Below are 14199 nucleotides of genomic sequence, written 5' to 3'. Positions count from 1 at the left end.
ATCAAAAGATCGCAGCCTGCGGCAGCTCCTACAAAAGATCGGGAGCTGCCGCATGCTGCGATCTTTTGATCTGTCAGGAGCATGCGACCTTGCGCGGCGGCAACTCCAGGCGCTCACGAAACGCCAGGTAATGCTTGAGCACCTGCACCGGCGCTTCGATCTGCGGATAGTGGCCAATGCCCGGCAACAGCACCGTATCGGCGTCGGCAATCAGCTCGCGGTAACGCTCGACCATGTGCGCACCGGAGATCGGGTCGACCTCACCGTCAATAACTCGCAGCGACACCTCGCCGCGTTGCATCGCCGTCACCCAGCGGTCGCGCTGCACACGGCGCTCGGGGATGTAGCCGATCAGTTTGTGCAGGATGCGCGGCCCGCGATGGGTCTCGATCAGGCTCCAGAAATCATCCAGTTCACTTTCACTGGGGCCGGTCTGCGGGCCGAAAATCTGTCGGAAGCTTTTCACCAGCGCATCACGGGTAAATGCACGGCCGATCATCCAGCCCAAGGGGCTGAGCAGCAGCTTTTGCATCAAGACCGGGCGATGGGTTTCCGGAAACAGCCCGCCATTGAGAAAGACGCAACTGGCGACCTCGATCCGGTTTTCGTAATGCCGGGCGAGCAACTCCTGGGCAACGCTGTCGCCGTAATCGTGGGCCAGCACATGCACCGCTTGCTCGACCTGAAGATGCGCCAGCAGCGCCTGTTGCAGGTCGGCCTGTTCCAGCAGGCTGTAGCGGTGATTCAATGGTTTGGCCGAATCCCCGAAACCGAGCATGTCACAGGCGATCACCCGGTAGCGCTGGGCCAGCGGCTGCCACAGGTAGTGCCAGTCCCAACTGGCCGTCGGGAAACCGTGGATCAGCAGCAGCGGCTCACCCTGCCCCGCCGTCCAGTAACGGATCGACTGACCGCGAAAGACAAACGTCCGGCTGCGTTTGCGCCAGACACACAGAGGAATCTCGGCAAGAGGCATCAGAGTTTATATCCGGGGTCTTGTTTATCGAGTTTGCGCAGCAACGCCGGCCAGGCCAGCGCGCCACCCATGCCTTGAGCACTTTTGGTGACGCCGGCGATCATCGCTTTGGCGCCCGCCAGGATCTGCGGTTCGATGGCGATCAGTTCAGCAGCGCCGGTCTGCGCCATGACCTGAATATCGCAGGCGCGCTGGAAGGTGAACATCATCAGAAAAGTGTCGGCGATGGTGCCGCCGCAGGTCAGCAGACCGTGGTTGTGCAGCATCAGGAAATTGTTCTCGCCAAGGTCCGCCTGCAAGCGCGCCTTCTCTTCATGATTCAGCGCCACGCCTTCATAGGCGTGATAGGCCAGGCTCGACAGCACGAACAGCGATTGCTGGCTGATCGGCAACACGCCCTGCTTTTGCGCGGAAACGGCTACACCGGACGCGGTGTGGGTATGCAGCACACAAACCACATCGTGCCGTACCTCGTGCACGGCGCTGTGGATGGTGTAACCGGCGGGATTGATTTCGTAGGGACTGTCCATGAGCTTGTTGCCGGCCTGATCGACTTTGACCAGGCTCGACGCGGTGATCTCATGGAACATCAACCCGAACGGGTTGATCAGGAAGTCTTCGGTGCCCGGGACCTTGGCCGAGATGTGGGTGAAGATCAGGTCATCCCAGCCATGTAGCGCAACCAGCCGATAACAGGCGGCGAGATCGACCCGAGTCTGCCATTCCGCGGCACTGACCTGGTCTTTGACATCAAGGGACAATTGGACGGGGGCTACGCTCACTGTATGCACCTCTGCGTTCTTATTGTTCTGCACGTACGAGCAGTCTAGTCAGGCGCAGAGGATCGCGTAGTTGCATTGCCAGCCAGCTTGATGACTGAGCGGGTCAGCCAGGCAAACTCCTTGGATCCATGTCAAAGCCACGACGCCAACAAAGGCGCGGCGAACAGATTGAGCAGCCCGGTCAGCACCATCACCAGCCCCGCCACCGAGCCTTCCTCACCGCCCACTTCATGCGCCCGACTGACGCCTGCGCCGTGCGCGCCAACCCCGAACAACGCACCGCGCGCCAGGGCACTGCGCAACGGCAGCCACTTGAGCAATACGCCGCCGAGCATCGCGCCGAACACGCCGGTAAACATCACGAACACGGCAGTCAGTTCCGGCACGCCACCGAGATCCTGCGCCAGCGGCATGGCGAATGGCGTGGTGATCGAACGCGGCACCAGCGACATCGTCACCGAGCTATCCAGCGCCAGCGCTCTGGCCAGACCGAACGACGTAGCGATCGAAGCCGCGCTGCCGGCAAGCATGCCCAGCAACAGCGCTGACCAGTGCCGCACCAGCAGACGCCGCTGCTGCCAGATCGGCACGGCGAAGGCGACCGTCACCGGCCCGAGCACCAGCATCAACCAATGGGTGTTGCTGGCGTATTCGGCATAGGCGGTGTGCAGCGGCACGGCGAGCGCCAGCAGCAGTGCCGGCACCAGAATCAGCGGCGACAGCAAGTAACGCCCGGTGCGCCGGTAAATCCAGCGACTGAACAGGTACGCCAACAGGGTAAAGGCGAGCCAGAACATCGGCATCCATTCAAGCTTCATGGGACCGCCTCAGGCGCACGGCCAGCTCCACGGTGAAGGCTGTCACCAGCATCACCATCAGGGTGCTGGCGCCGATCACCAGCAAAATCCGCCAGCCGTCATCGCGCAACAGCGCGCCGTAGTCGAGCAGACTCATCAGCGCCGGAATAAAGAACAGCAGCATCTCGGCCATCAGCAATCCGGCACCCAGTTGCAGCGCCGCCGGTTTGACCCAACCAAACGCAAACGCCAGCAGCAACAGGGCCATGCCGATCACGCCGCCGGGAATCGGCCAGGCCAGCCACGCGGCGATCTGGCAGCCGAGCAGGTAGAGACCGAGCAACACGGCCAGTTCTGCGAATAGACGGGACAGGTATTTGAGGGATGCGGCGTTCATGATGGGCTCCTTACAGGGGCTTATTTTACGAAGCGGCCTGTCATCCCAGAAGCGAATTGTTAGACTCAGTCCTATTCCACAATGGAATCGGATGATGGAATTCAAACAGCTGCGCAGTTTTGTCGAAGTCATGCACCAGGGCGGCTTCACCCAGGCAGCGAAAACCTTGCACATCAGTCAGTCGGCGGTAAGCAAACAAGTTGCGCAACTGGAGCAGAGCCTCGGCACGCCCTTGCTCGAACGACTCGGCTCGCAATTGCGCCTGACCGCCGCGGGCAGCGTGGTGCTGCAGCGCGCCGAGGGCATGTTGCGCCTGCGCAATGAATTGCTCAGCGAACTGGATGATCTGAGCCAACTGGCACGCGGCGAATTGCGCCTCGGTCTGCCGCTGCTGGGCAGTGATGCACTGTTCGCCGGGTTGTTCGCCGAGTATCGCCGGCGCTATCCGAACATCAGCATTCAATTGCTTGAAGGCGGCAGCCGCAATGTCGAGCAAGCGGTGCTCAGCGGCGAACTGGAGTTAGGCGGGAGCCTGCTGCCGAAAGATCCGCAGTTCGATTTCCAGCCGTTCTGCGATGAGAAACTCGATGCGTTATTGCCGGTGGATCATCCGTTGGCGGGGCGCGGCGAGATTGGCCTTGAGGAATTGGCCGACACGCCGTTCCTGTTGTATCAGCGCAGCTTCGTGCTCAATGACCGTTTACTGCAGGCCTGCCAGCAACTGGGCTTTACCCCGAAAGAAGGCGGGCGCAGCGGGCAGGCGGATTTTCTCGTGGCACTGGTGGCCGCCGGGCAAGGCGTGGTGCTGCTGCCCAGCGTGGTGGCCCGGGCACTGGAGCGTCCGGGCGTGGTGCGCCTGACCTTGCGCGCACCAGATTATTTGCGCTGGGACATCGCCTTCATCTGGCGCCGAGGCGCCTATCTGTCGAAAGCCGCGCAGGCCTGGATGGCTCTGCTGCGTGAGCGCGCGATCAGCCCTTGAGCGTGGCGATCAATTGCGCCAGCCATGGCTCAGCGTCAGTTTCCGGGGTCACGCTTTCGCTGGCGTCCAGACGCAGCATCTCCTGCACTTCGCGCACGCCCAGTTCGGCGAACAACTCACGCATCAGTTCGCCGCCGCCACAGAACGTATCGCCGTAACTGGCATCCCCCAAACCGATCACCGCACCCGGCAAACCGCGCCACGCGGCTGGCAACTGATCGCGAAGGCTGAAATACAGCGGCTGCAGGTTATCCGGCAATTCGCCCATGCCGGTGGTAGACGTCACCGCGAGAAACGCTTCAGGTGCGAACGCCTGGATATCCGCCAGGCTGGCGCGCGGGTTGTAGAAGGTTTCAAAACCGGCGTCTTTCAGCAGGTTCTGCGCGTGACGGGCGACTTCTTCGGCCGTGCCGTATACCGAGCCGGAGAGGATGGCGACTTTCATCAATCTGATCCTGAAGCGGAAAAAAGAGCGGCGATAGTAGCAGTCCGACGCAAAAGCCGCGATCCAGCCCCGATTCGCCGTGATAGCCAGTAGACAGCGGCGTTGGAACTTCTAGAATGCCAGCCATTATCGACACTGAAAGGATTCATTGATGATCAACGCCAGTCTGCTGCAAATGGTGATCAACGCGTCGAACGATGGAATCGTGGTGGCCGAAAAGGAAGGCGAGCAGGACAACATCCTGATTTACGTAAACCCGGCCTTCGAACGCCTGACCGGTTACAGCAGCGAAGAGATTCTTTATCAGGACTGCCGCTTTCTGCAGTCAGGAGACCGCGATCAAGCCGGTCTGTCGCTGATTCGCGACACCTTGCACAACGGCGGGGCGTGCCGGGAAATCCTGCGCAACTACCGCAAGGACGGCACACCATTCTGGAACGAGCTGTCGTTGTCGACAGTGAAAAACGCTGATGACGGCCAGACTTATTTCGTCGGTGTGCAGAAAGATGTCACGGTTCAGGTCAAGGCGCAGCAACGCGTTGCACAACTGGAAGCACAAGTTGCCGCCTTGCAAGCCGAACTCGCCGCCCTGAAAGCGACGAACGGCGCAAACAAAACTGCGAACTAAGTGTCAGTAACTACAATCACCAATGACTTTGTAACTATTTCTTTCGAGCCAGGCCATGCAACGCGACGCACTCCTGACCCAGGATGAGCTGGATTTCATCCAGACCATGCAGCACAACCCGCAGCTCAATGTGCGGGATGCGACGTCGAGCCTGTTGGTCAATGGAGGTTCGCAGATCCGTGACCTGCTCACACGCCTGGCGGCTCACGAGCAAGTGACCATTCAGGCCAATTTCGAAAATCAGCAAATGACCTTTCCGCTGCACCTGGTGGAAGACGAATTCCACGCGTTGCACCTGCGCCTGGGCGTGCCGAGCATTTACGAAGACGGGCCGATGATTCGCCCATGGCGCCTGACTCTCGAAGAGCCGGTCGCGCTGGAAAATGCCAAAGGCCAACCGGGCATGATGTGGGTGCACGAGGTGTCGCACAAAGGCGTGCTGCTGGAAATGCGCAACAAGACCAAACCGCCCAAGCATTTCGCGCTGTGGTTCAGCCCTTCAGGTTACGAGCGGATTTCCCTGCGCGGCAACTTCGAGCGCGAAACCGAGCACGGCTTCTACGCCTACGAGCTGAGCCAGACCGACGCCGATGAAACCGAACGGCTGCGCCAGTTCATCCTGCAACAACACCGTCTGACCCACCCCGCCCTGCACACCTGATATTCAGGTATCCAGCGTACCTGCGAGAAATTGCGTCATGCGCTGACGCATCGTCGCTCCTTCATTGCCCAGACAACCGATCGAGGATCCGGCCAGACTGTCCTGTGCCAGATCGGCAGCGTCGCCGGCGAGCATTACCTGACAGTCGAGACTCAAGGCCAGTCGATTCAGACGGCGCGGCAAATCCGCGGTGGGGGCATGGTTGGAAAACAGCACCAGCGCCTGCGGCTTGATCCGCTCGCACACCAGCGCCAACTCATCGAATGGCTGGCCGGTGGTCAGCACCCGCACGCCCGCATCATTGCCACTGAGAAACAACGCGGCAACCAGTAGCTCGAGTTCACGACACTGACCGGCGAGCGCACTGACAATCACTTTGCGCGGCTGGGTGCCGCGCAGCGCGACGATCCGCTGCAACACCCGCGCCCGCAGGAACCCGTCGAAAAACAGCCACTCGCTGGTCTGCCCGAAGGCATCCTGGCGCTGCAACATCTGCAGCCACAAAGGCATGAGAATGTTCGGAAACACCACCGGCAGCGAGTAGGACGAGAAGATCTGGTTGTAAACCTGATCCAGCGCGCGGTCGTCGAACGAACTGACGGCCAATTGCACCTGCTGCTGCCATTGCGCGTAATCGGCCTGGACCAGATCATCGGGGATGATATGGGCCAAGGCTTTCAGCGGCTCGGTCCTCGCCAGGATCTTGCCGACCTTGCTCACGGCAACGCCGCGATCGATCCAGTCGACGATGCTGCGCACACGCTCGATTTCGGTCATCGAATACAACCGGTGCCCGCTTTCGGTGCGCGTCGGCTGGATCAAACCGTAGCGGCGCTCCCATGCACGCAGCGTTACCGGGTTGACGCCGGTCAGCCGCGACACCTCCCGAATAGGGAACAACTCTTCGCGCTCAAGTGCGACAGAGGCCTGCGAGGCAGGGTTAGCGTCCGTGATAACAGCCATGGTGCTGATGTGTCCGCTCGGTAAATTTGGATCCCATTCTATATCCGATGCCCTCTGTCGGTTCAACCCAATAAACAGAGACGAAAGTCTCTGAAACTGTCATCAAAATCGGGAATAATCCTTGCTTGTTGAAAAGCGCAGGCCCCCACCCCGGCTTGCGCATTGCGAAACCTCCTACCCGGAGCGCCGCACTCGAAATATGGAGATACACAATGTCTACTTCCCCCGTCACGCTGATGGTTGCGCGTCGCGTCGCCGACGGCCGCTATCAGGACCTGATTGCCTGGCTGCGCGAAGGCGAACAACTGGCCACTGACTTTCCCGGTTACCTGGGTTCCGGCGTGCTCGCTCCGCCACCCGGTGACAACGAATTCCAGATCATTTTCCGCTTCGTCGACGAGCAGACCCTGCACGCCTGGGAGCACTCGGTCTCGCGTACCGCGTGGCTGGCGCGGGGCAGCGATCTGTTCGAGCATCCCAAGGAGCATCGGGTCAGCGGCATCGAAGGCTGGTTCGGCGCTGCCGGTCAACGGCCACCACGCTGGAAACAGGCCGTGGCGATCTGGCTGGCGTTCTTCCCGGTGTCGCTGCTGTTCAACTTTGTCCTCGGACCGCTGCTCGGCGAGATGAGCCTGCTGCCGCGGGTATTGATCAGCACGGCGTGCCTGACGCCCTTGATGGTGTATTTCTTTATTCCGTTGTCGACGCGGTTGCTGGCCAACTGGTTGAACGCTGTGCCTGCGCGACCTTTGCCTGCAACACCCTCTACGCAGAATCGATGATCTCTGTGTGGGAGCTAGCCTGCTCGCGAATACGGACTGCCATTCAACATTGATGTCGACTGAGACACCGCATTCGCGAGCAGGCTCGCTCCCACAGGTATTGGTAAGGCCGACGATAGGTGCATGGCTCATGTCGCTGTTATAGTTTTTGCTCCAACCGCGACGCGAGCCGTTCATGTCCATATCCTCCGCCCCGATCCTCATCACCGGTGCCGGCCAGCGTGTCGGTCTGCACTGCGCACAGCGTTTGCTTGAAGACGGCCATCGGGTCATCTTCACCTACCGCAGCGAACGTCCGGGCGTACAAGCCCTGCGTGATCTGGGCGCTGTCGCGGTGTTCGCGGACTTCTCCAGCGAAGCCGCCATCCTCGCCTTCATCGATGAACTGAAAACCCACACCGACTGCCTGCGCGCCATCGTCCACAACGCCTCCGAATGGCTGGCGGAAACCCCGGGCAGTGAAGCCGAGGCCTTCTCGCGCATGCTCAACGTGCACATGCTCGCGCCGTATCTGATCAACCTGCACTGCGCCGACCTGCTCAAAGGCTCGACCCCGGCCGACATCATCCACATCAGCGACGATGTCACGCGCAAGGGCAGCAGCAAGCACATCGGTTATTGCGCCAGCAAGGCCGGGCTCGACAGCCTGACCCTGTCCTTCGCCGCGCGCTATGCGCCGGCAATCAAGGTCAACGGCATCGCGCCGGCCCTGCTATTGTTCAATCCCGACGACGACGCGGCGTACCGCGCCAGGGCGCTGGCCAAATCCGCGCTGGGCATCGAGCCCGGCAGCGAAGTGATCTACCAGAGCCTGCGCTATCTGCTCGACAACCCCTATGTCACCGGCACGACCCTGACCGTCAACGGCGGACGGCACGTCAAATAAGCTGCTGCGCGAGGATCACCCATGACCCGTTCCCTGCCCGAGAATTACCGCGAGATCCTCATCGGCCTCGGCGAAGACCCCGACCGCGAAGGTCTGCTCGATACCCCGGTGCGCGCGGCCAAGGCCATGCAATACCTGTGTCACGGCTATGAACAGAGTGTGGAGCAGATCGTCAACGGCGCGCTGTTTGCCTCCGACAGCGACGAGATGATCATCGTCGCCGACATCGAGCTCTACTCGTTGTGCGAACATCACCTGCTGCCCTTCATCGGCAAGGCCCATGTGGCTTATATTCCGACAGGCAAGGTGCTGGGGCTGTCGAAGATCGCGCGGCTGGTGGACATGTTCGCCCGGCGCCTGCAGATTCAGGAAAACCTCACCCGGCAGATTGCCGATGCGGTGCAACAGGTCACCGATGCCGCCGGCGTCGCGGTGGTCATCGAGGCCCGGCACATGTGCATGATGATGCGCGGTGTCGAGAAACAGAATTCGACCATGAACACCTCGGTCATGCTCGGCGCCTTTCGCGACTCGAGCAACACCCGCCAGGAGTTCCTGCAATTGATTGGACGGAGCAAGTAAATGTCACAACTTCAACCGGGAATGGCGCGCATCCGGGTCAAGGATCTGCGCTTGCGCACCTTTATCGGGATCAACGAGGACGAGATCCTCAACAAGCAGGATGTGCTGATCAATCTCACGATCCTGTACGCGGCGCAGGAAGCGGTGCGCGACAACGACATCGATCACGCGCTGAATTACCGCACCATCACCAAGGCGATCATCGCCCACGTCGAGGGCAATCGGTTTGCGCTGCTCGAACGCCTGACCCAGGAACTGCTGGATCTGGTGATGACTCATGCTGCGGTGCTGTACGCCGAAGTCGAAGTCGACAAGCCGCATGCGCTGCGTTTTGCCGAGTCGGTGTCAATCACGCTTGCAGCGAGCCGCTAGCTTCAAGCTTCAAGCGGCAAACTGTAAACTTCGTATCAACGCCACCCATCTTGCAGCTTGAAGCTCGTCGCTTGAAGCTGTCTCGCAGAGACTCCCATGACCGAGCAACAACGCCTCGAACTCGAAGCCGCCGCCTTCCGCCGGCTGGTCGCCCACCTGGACAGCCGCAAGGACGTGCAGAACATCGACCTGATGAACCTTGCCGGGTTCTGCCGCAACTGCCTGTCCAAGTGGTACAAGGCTGCCGCCGATGAACAGCAGATCGAGGTCAGCCTCGACGACGCCCGTGAAGTGGTTTACGGCATGCCTTACGCCGAGTGGAAAGCCCAATACCAGCAAGAAGCCAGCGCCGAACAACAGGCGGCGTTCGCCAAAGGAAAACCCAATGAGTGATCTGAACACCCTGCGCGCCAGCCTCAAAAGCGGCGAACACGCTTTCGCCGACACCCTGGCTTTCATCGCCGCCGGTTACGACTACCAGCCTCAGGCGTTCAACAACGGTGGCGTGGAAAACGCCGCCGGGCAGAACGAAGGTTCGTGCAAGACTTTGGGTCTGGCACTGCTGGAAGGCTTGAGTGATGAAGAAGCGCTGCTGGCGTTCGGTGAACATTACCGTTCGGTGGTGGCGACGCCTGAGGGCAGCGACCACGGCAATATCCGCGCGCTGATCAAGCACGGTCTGGCGGGTGTGAAGTTCGAAGCACAGCCGCTGACCCGTCGCTGATATCAGATCCAACACCAGTCCCTGTGGGAGCGAGCCTGCTCGCGAAAGCGGTGTATCAGACATCCAGAATGTTGCCTGACATGACGCCTTCGCGAGCAGGCTCGCTCCCACATTTGTTGAGTGGTGGCTGTGAATAACGGGCACAAAAAAAACCGGCCGAAGCCGGTTTTTTTGTGTCTGCGATTTAGAACGAAGCGTTCTGCAGACCGTCCAGGTAACGCTCGGTGTCCAGTGCTGCCATGCAGCCGGCGCCGGCCGAGGTGATGGCCTGACGGTAAACGTGGTCAGCCACGTCACCGGCAGCAAAGATGCCTTCAACGCTGGTGGCAGTGGCGTTGCCGTCACGACCGCCCTGCACAACCAGGTAACCGTCTTTCAGGGTCAACTGGCCTTCGAACAGCGAGGTGTTCGGGGTGTGGCCAATGGCGATGAACACGCCATCGACTTTGATCTCGTCGAAGCTGCCGTCGTTGTTCTTGAGGCGCGCACCGGTCACGCCCATGTTGTCGCCCAGCACTTCGTCGAGGTTGGCGTTCAACTTGAGGATGATCTTGCCTTCGGCCACGCGGGCGTTCAGCTTGTCGATCAGGATCTTCTCGGCGCGGAAGGTTTCGCGACGGTGGATCAGGGTCACGGTGCTGGCGATGTTAGCCAGGTACAGCGCCTCTTCAACAGCGGTGTTGCCGCCGCCGACCACAGCCACTGGCTTGTTGCGGTAGAAGAAACCGTCGCAGGTCGCGCAGGCCGAAACGCCTTTGCCCATGAACGCCTCTTCCGACGGCAGGCCCAAATAACGAGCGCTGGCACCGGTGGCGATGATCAGGGCGTCGCAGGTGTAAGTCGCGCTGTCGCCGGTCAGGGTGTACGGCTTGGCAGCGAAGTCCACGGCGTTGATGTGATCGAAAACGATCTCGGTTTCAAAACGCTCGGCGTGCTCGCGCATCCGCTCCATCAGCGCCGGACCGGTCAGGCCGTGCACGTCGCCCGGCCAGTTGTCGACTTCGGTGGTGGTGGTCAATTGACCGCCGGCCTGCATGCCGGTGATCAGCAGTGGCTTGAGGTTGGCACGGGCGGCGTAGACCGCAGCGCTGTAACCGGCAGGGCCGGAACCGAGAATAATCACTCGCGAATGACGGACTTCAGACATGACCTGCTCCTGTTGACCGGGCCGAAACACTGGCGCGGAACGCCGGACTGCCGGCGGGAATAAAAAAGGACTGTGGATAACCTTGGGGAAGGCATGAGCTCGACAGTCCTGTAAAAAGTTGGGTGCAGCGTATCGAGGGGGGCAAGATTAAGGAAATACGGATTAACAATCCAGCTCATAGGTGGTCTCTATACGCAGACTCCGACCAGATCGACGTCTTTGTTACAGTGAATGTCGATCGCTCTGCCGCGCTTTCGCACCTGTTGCAAAGTCGGTAAGGTCGGCGCGTTTTCCCTTGCTCGGAGCACCTTATGCCCGCCCCTGTTCTGTCCGGCCCGCAATACCTGCGCGAAGGCCTCAAACTGGTTCTCAGCCCGGGCCTGCGCCTGTTCGTGTTGCTGCCACTGGCGATCAACCTGGTGCTGTTCGTCGGATTGATCTATCTGGCCGGCCATCAGTTCAGCCTGTGGGTCGACAGCCTGATGCCGTCGCTGCCCGAATGGCTGAGTTTCCTCAGCTACATCCTCTGGCCGCTGTTCGTGGTGCTGGTGGCGTTGATGGTGTTCTTCACCTTCACCATGCTCGCCAACGTGATCGCGGCGCCGTTCAACGGTTTCCTCGCGGAAAAAGTCGAAGTGGTGGTACGCGGCACCGATGATTTCCCGGCCTTCAGCTGGGGCGAACTGATTGCGATGATCCCGCGCACCCTCGCCCGGGAAATGCGCAAACTCGGCTACTTCCTGCCGCGGGCGATCGGCCTGTTCATTCTCTCGTTCATCCCGGTAGTGAACATCGTCGCCGCCCCGCTGTGGCTGCTGTTCGGCGTGTGGATGATGGCGATCCAGTACATTGACTACCCGGCAGACAACCACAAATTGGGCTGGAACGAGATGCTCGCCTGGCTGCGGCAGAAACGCTGGCAGAGCATGAGTTTTGGCGGGATCGTCTATCTGGCGCTGCTGATTCCGGTGGTCAACATTCTGATGATGCCGGCGGCGGTAGCGGGAGCGACGTTGTTCTGGGTGCGTGAGCGCGGTGCCGAGATGCTGGCTCAGGAAAAAGTCTGAGCCTCCAGGCATCAATCCTTCTGGCAACTCAGGGGTAAACGCCGCCTAGAAGCAGCCCTACCAATACCCACGCCGCAGCGCCTGGCAAGATAATCAGCAAGTTCCAGGCGTTGAGGCGATTGTTACTCAGGCCTTGAGGATCGCTGGCGGCCAAATTGATCAGTTGTTGCCCTTGGCTTGCGACATAAACTCTTATCGGCAGCATGATCAAGGCGACAAGGCCAAGAAAACTCAGATCTGGAATCTGCTTGGGAAGCTTTTCGAATATGTGCGCGACTACGGTCAGTACAACAAAGACTGTCGCCCATTGCTCAAGATCCCAATCGGACTTTCCACCTCTGTCATGGATTCGTTTTTTGGCTTGCCGATAAAGCTGATGCACGAAAAACAAATAGAAAAACGCTCGCGCCCACGGCCATAGTTCCTGTCGAGTACTGCGCTTGTACTGACTCCAGTTTTTGTAAATCCAGAAGTAGAAATACAGGCCAAAACTGAGGATCGCCAGCAGAATGAACTTCCACCGTGCAACAACATAAAACTCTGGTGTTTGTTCATCCGCAACCAACAGTTCCGCCTCAGGCGGTGCATAAGCATTCTCTGACACAGCCATATTTCCTGGAAAGAGTTCAAGTCAAGGCTAACGACCGGGCAGGCAAAAGGTTTAGGCACACGGTAAGCAGCTGTCATCAATCGATCATCAACTCGACACAATGACGACATCGCCTCAATCGACACTGAGGTCATGACGACAGCTCTGCATATCACCCTGATCAGCGAAACCTTCCCACCGGAAATCAACGGAGTGGCCAATACCCTTGGTCGCTTGTGCGATGGCTTGCGCGCGCGTGGGCATCAGGTGGAACTGGTGCGACCGCGCCAGGCGGGAGATCCGCAGCGCGTCGAGGACGATGCCTTGCTGTTGTGTCGAGGCTGGCCGTTGCCGGGTTATCCCGGTCTGCAATGGGGACAGTCGTCGATGCACAAGCTGCTGCGGCGCTGGAAGCGTCATCGCCCGGACGTTTTGTACATCGCCACCGAAGGCCCGCTCGGTTTGTCGGCGTTGCGTGCGGCACGGCGTCTGGGGATCTCGGTGGTCAGCGGCTTTCACACCAATTTTCAGCAGTACACCAATCAGTACGGACTGAGTTTGCTGACGCGCTTGCTCACGCATTATCTGCGCTGGTTTCACAACCGCTCGGCGATGACCCTGGTGCCGAGCGTCAGTCAGCGCCTGGAACTGGAGCGTCGGCATTTCGACCGCCTCGCCCTGCTCTCCCGCGGCGTGGACAGCCAGTTGTTTCACCCGGCCAAGCGCCTGAACGGCTTGCGTGAGCAATGGGGCCTGAGCGAGCAGGACATCGCGGTGATTCACGTCGGCCGGCTGGCCCCGGAAAAGAACCTCGGTCTGCTCAAGCGCTGCTTCGACACCCTGTGCCGCACTTATCCACAGCGCAAGCTGAAGCTGATCGTGGTCGGCGACGGGCCGCAACGGCCTGCGCTGGAAAAGGAGCTGCCCGAGGCGATCTTCTGTGGTTCACAGCGCGGCGAAGCACTGGCGGCGCACTATGCGTCCGGCGATATCTTCCTGTTCCCAAGCATGACCGAAACCTTCGGCAATGTGGTGCTGGAAGCTCTGGCGTCAGGGCTGGGGGTGGTGGCGTACGATCAGGCTGCGGCAGCGCAGCACATTCGCCACGGTTACAACGGCGTGTTGGCGATGCCCGGTGATGAACAAGCGTTCTGCGATGCGGCGGCGTGGTTGCTGGAGGAAGATGAGACCTTGCGTTGCGTGCGCCTGAATGCGCGCCAGCATGCCAGTCGCCAGGGGTGGGCGGCGATCATCGAGCAATTTGAAAAGCACTTGCGTGGCGCGTGTGTGCGGGAGGGGGTGTTGCCGAATGCGCAGACATTGCCTTAGATCTTTGCTGATTTTGAACCTGCCTTCGCGAGCAGGCTCGCTCCCACAAGGGATCCTCAGTGAACACAGATTCTGTGAACCCAGAGAAAC

General features: G+C 60.1%; 19 protein-coding genes. 11 read left to right on the top strand and 8 right to left on the bottom strand.

Going from position 1 to position 14199, the window contains the following annotated elements; translation table 11 throughout:
* Positions 1-73: 73 nt before the first annotated feature.
* From AC3WMV_RS00400 to AC3WMV_RS00385, 4 genes are all read right to left on the bottom strand, one after another.
* Positions 74-976 carry an alpha/beta fold hydrolase gene (locus tag AC3WMV_RS00400; RefSeq protein ID WP_103369126.1) on the bottom strand — a complete coding sequence of 301 codons (903 nt, stop codon included), beginning with the start codon at positions 974-976 and terminating at the stop codon, positions 74-76.
* Entirely contained in the window at positions 976-1758 is a 783-nt protein-coding gene (locus AC3WMV_RS00395) for a class II aldolase/adducin family protein (RefSeq protein WP_027610878.1), read from the bottom strand. The genes AC3WMV_RS00400 and AC3WMV_RS00395 overlap by 1 nt, the downstream gene beginning before the upstream one ends.
* Before the next feature lie 131 nt (positions 1759-1889).
* A complete protein-coding gene (locus tag AC3WMV_RS00390; protein WP_103369127.1) occupies positions 1890-2576 on the bottom strand; it encodes an LrgB family protein in 687 nt (228 codons plus the stop codon).
* Positions 2566-2952 carry a CidA/LrgA family protein gene (locus tag AC3WMV_RS00385; RefSeq protein WP_027610876.1) on the bottom strand — a complete coding sequence of 129 codons (387 nt, stop codon included), beginning with the start codon at positions 2950-2952 and terminating at the stop codon, positions 2566-2568. The genes AC3WMV_RS00390 and AC3WMV_RS00385 overlap by 11 nt, the downstream gene beginning before the upstream one ends.
* Before the next feature lie 94 nt (positions 2953-3046).
* Between AC3WMV_RS00385 and AC3WMV_RS00380 the strand changes: the two genes are divergently transcribed.
* Complete coding sequence (locus AC3WMV_RS00380; protein WP_027610875.1) at positions 3047-3934, top strand: LysR family transcriptional regulator; 888 nt, start codon at positions 3047-3049, stop codon at positions 3932-3934.
* On the opposite strand, the gene AC3WMV_RS00375 is transcribed toward AC3WMV_RS00380, so the two are convergent.
* Positions 3924-4379 carry a flavodoxin gene (locus tag AC3WMV_RS00375; protein WP_096795376.1) on the bottom strand — a complete coding sequence of 152 codons (456 nt, stop codon included), beginning with the start codon at positions 4377-4379 and terminating at the stop codon, positions 3924-3926. The two genes, AC3WMV_RS00380 and AC3WMV_RS00375, sit on opposite strands and share 11 nt — an antisense overlap.
* Positions 4380-4530: 151 nt before the next feature.
* Here AC3WMV_RS00375 and AC3WMV_RS00370 point away from each other — a divergent pair, with 151 nt between their 5' ends.
* Together AC3WMV_RS00370 and AC3WMV_RS00365 are read left to right on the top strand one after the other, a co-directional pair.
* On the top strand, positions 4531-5007 hold the full coding sequence (locus tag AC3WMV_RS00370) for a PAS domain-containing protein (RefSeq protein WP_027610873.1): 477 nt from the start codon (positions 4531-4533) through the stop codon (positions 5005-5007).
* Between the two features lie 55 nt (positions 5008-5062).
* Positions 5063-5668 (top strand): hypothetical protein, encoded by a 606-nt coding sequence (locus tag AC3WMV_RS00365; RefSeq protein WP_027610872.1) that lies wholly within the window; start codon positions 5063-5065, stop codon positions 5666-5668.
* A gap of 3 nt (positions 5669-5671) precedes the next feature.
* Here AC3WMV_RS00365 and AC3WMV_RS00360 read toward each other — a convergent pair whose 3' ends face one another.
* Positions 5672-6631 carry a MerR family transcriptional regulator gene (locus AC3WMV_RS00360; RefSeq protein WP_027610871.1) on the bottom strand — a complete coding sequence of 320 codons (960 nt, stop codon included), beginning with the start codon at positions 6629-6631 and terminating at the stop codon, positions 5672-5674.
* Positions 6632-6843: 212 nt separating this feature from the next.
* On the opposite strand from AC3WMV_RS00360, the gene AC3WMV_RS00355 reads away from it, so the two are divergent.
* The 6 genes from AC3WMV_RS00355 to AC3WMV_RS00330 all read left to right on the top strand — a co-directional run bounded on the left by AC3WMV_RS00355 (position 6844) and on the right by AC3WMV_RS00330 (position 9977).
* A complete protein-coding gene (locus AC3WMV_RS00355) occupies positions 6844-7413 on the top strand; it encodes an antibiotic biosynthesis monooxygenase (protein ID WP_027610870.1) in 570 nt (189 codons plus the stop codon).
* 175 nt (positions 7414-7588) lie between these two features.
* Positions 7589-8299, top strand: coding sequence for a dihydromonapterin reductase (folM, locus tag AC3WMV_RS00350; RefSeq protein ID WP_097090402.1), 711 nt, complete (start codon positions 7589-7591; stop codon positions 8297-8299).
* Positions 8300-8320: 21 nt separating this feature from the next.
* Positions 8321-8881 carry a GTP cyclohydrolase I FolE gene (folE, locus tag AC3WMV_RS00345; RefSeq protein ID WP_103369128.1) on the top strand — a complete coding sequence of 187 codons (561 nt, stop codon included), beginning with the start codon at positions 8321-8323 and terminating at the stop codon, positions 8879-8881.
* On the top strand, positions 8882-9253 hold the full coding sequence (gene folX, locus AC3WMV_RS00340; RefSeq protein ID WP_007968040.1) for a dihydroneopterin triphosphate 2'-epimerase: 372 nt from the start codon (positions 8882-8884) through the stop codon (positions 9251-9253).
* A gap of 96 nt (positions 9254-9349) precedes the next feature.
* Positions 9350-9646 (top strand): DUF1244 domain-containing protein, encoded by a 297-nt coding sequence (locus AC3WMV_RS00335; RefSeq protein ID WP_003221730.1) that lies wholly within the window; start codon positions 9350-9352, stop codon positions 9644-9646.
* Entirely contained in the window at positions 9639-9977 is a 339-nt protein-coding gene (locus tag AC3WMV_RS00330) for a HopJ type III effector protein (protein WP_097090400.1), read from the top strand. The genes AC3WMV_RS00335 and AC3WMV_RS00330 overlap by 8 nt, the downstream gene beginning before the upstream one ends.
* Before the next feature lie 184 nt (positions 9978-10161).
* Here the strand turns inward: AC3WMV_RS00330 and trxB are convergent, their stop codons facing one another.
* A complete protein-coding gene (gene trxB, locus AC3WMV_RS00325; RefSeq protein WP_003221727.1) occupies positions 10162-11124 on the bottom strand; it encodes a thioredoxin-disulfide reductase in 963 nt (320 codons plus the stop codon).
* A 311-nt stretch (positions 11125-11435) separates the two neighbouring features.
* On the opposite strand from trxB, the gene cysZ reads away from it, so the two are divergent.
* Complete coding sequence (gene cysZ / locus AC3WMV_RS00320; RefSeq protein ID WP_103369129.1) at positions 11436-12191, top strand: sulfate transporter CysZ; 756 nt, start codon at positions 11436-11438, stop codon at positions 12189-12191.
* A gap of 28 nt (positions 12192-12219) precedes the next feature.
* Here the strand turns inward: cysZ and AC3WMV_RS00315 are convergent, their stop codons facing one another.
* Entirely contained in the window at positions 12220-12795 is a 576-nt protein-coding gene (locus AC3WMV_RS00315) for a hypothetical protein (protein WP_146038509.1), read from the bottom strand.
* A 114-nt stretch (positions 12796-12909) separates the two neighbouring features.
* On the opposite strand from AC3WMV_RS00315, the gene AC3WMV_RS00310 reads away from it, so the two are divergent.
* Entirely contained in the window at positions 12910-14109 is a 1200-nt protein-coding gene (locus AC3WMV_RS00310; protein ID WP_103369130.1) for a glycosyltransferase family 4 protein, read from the top strand.
* Positions 14110-14199: the final 90 nt, after the last annotated feature.

The sequence above is a fragment of the Pseudomonas sp. FW305-3-2-15-E-TSA4 genome (assembly GCF_058787295.1).
This window is presented reverse-complemented; position numbering and strand designations above follow the sequence as displayed.

Excerpts from the sequence above, each read along its gene's own strand:
- AC3WMV_RS00400 (WP_103369126.1), bottom strand. The coding sequence starts at position 976 with ATGCCTCTTGCCGAGATTCCTCTGTGTGTCTGGCGCAAACGCAGCCGG.
- AC3WMV_RS00390 (WP_103369127.1), bottom strand. The coding sequence starts at position 2,576 with ATGAAGCTTGAATGGATGCCGATGTTCTGGCTCGCCTTTACCCTGTTG.
- AC3WMV_RS00385 (WP_027610876.1), bottom strand. The coding sequence starts at position 2,952 with ATGAACGCCGCATCCCTCAAATACCTGTCCCGTCTATTCGCAGAACTG.
- AC3WMV_RS00380 (WP_027610875.1), top strand. The coding sequence starts at position 3,047 with ATGGAATTCAAACAGCTGCGCAGTTTTGTCGAAGTCATGCACCAGGGC.
- AC3WMV_RS00375 (WP_096795376.1), bottom strand. The coding sequence starts at position 4,379 with ATGAAAGTCGCCATCCTCTCCGGCTCGGTATACGGCACGGCCGAAGAA.
- AC3WMV_RS00370 (WP_027610873.1), top strand. The coding sequence starts at position 4,531 with ATGATCAACGCCAGTCTGCTGCAAATGGTGATCAACGCGTCGAACGAT.
- AC3WMV_RS00365 (WP_027610872.1), top strand. The coding sequence starts at position 5,063 with ATGCAACGCGACGCACTCCTGACCCAGGATGAGCTGGATTTCATCCAG.
- AC3WMV_RS00360 (WP_027610871.1), bottom strand. The coding sequence starts at position 6,631 with ATGGCTGTTATCACGGACGCTAACCCTGCCTCGCAGGCCTCTGTCGCA.
- AC3WMV_RS00355 (WP_027610870.1), top strand. The coding sequence starts at position 6,844 with ATGTCTACTTCCCCCGTCACGCTGATGGTTGCGCGTCGCGTCGCCGAC.
- folM (WP_097090402.1), top strand. The coding sequence starts at position 7,589 with ATGTCCATATCCTCCGCCCCGATCCTCATCACCGGTGCCGGCCAGCGT.
- folE (WP_103369128.1), top strand. The coding sequence starts at position 8,321 with ATGACCCGTTCCCTGCCCGAGAATTACCGCGAGATCCTCATCGGCCTC.
- folX (WP_007968040.1), top strand. The coding sequence starts at position 8,882 with ATGTCACAACTTCAACCGGGAATGGCGCGCATCCGGGTCAAGGATCTG.
- AC3WMV_RS00335 (WP_003221730.1), top strand. The coding sequence starts at position 9,350 with ATGACCGAGCAACAACGCCTCGAACTCGAAGCCGCCGCCTTCCGCCGG.
- AC3WMV_RS00330 (WP_097090400.1), top strand. The coding sequence starts at position 9,639 with ATGAGTGATCTGAACACCCTGCGCGCCAGCCTCAAAAGCGGCGAACAC.
- trxB (WP_003221727.1), bottom strand. The coding sequence starts at position 11,124 with ATGTCTGAAGTCCGTCATTCGCGAGTGATTATTCTCGGTTCCGGCCCT.
- cysZ (WP_103369129.1), top strand. The coding sequence starts at position 11,436 with ATGCCCGCCCCTGTTCTGTCCGGCCCGCAATACCTGCGCGAAGGCCTC.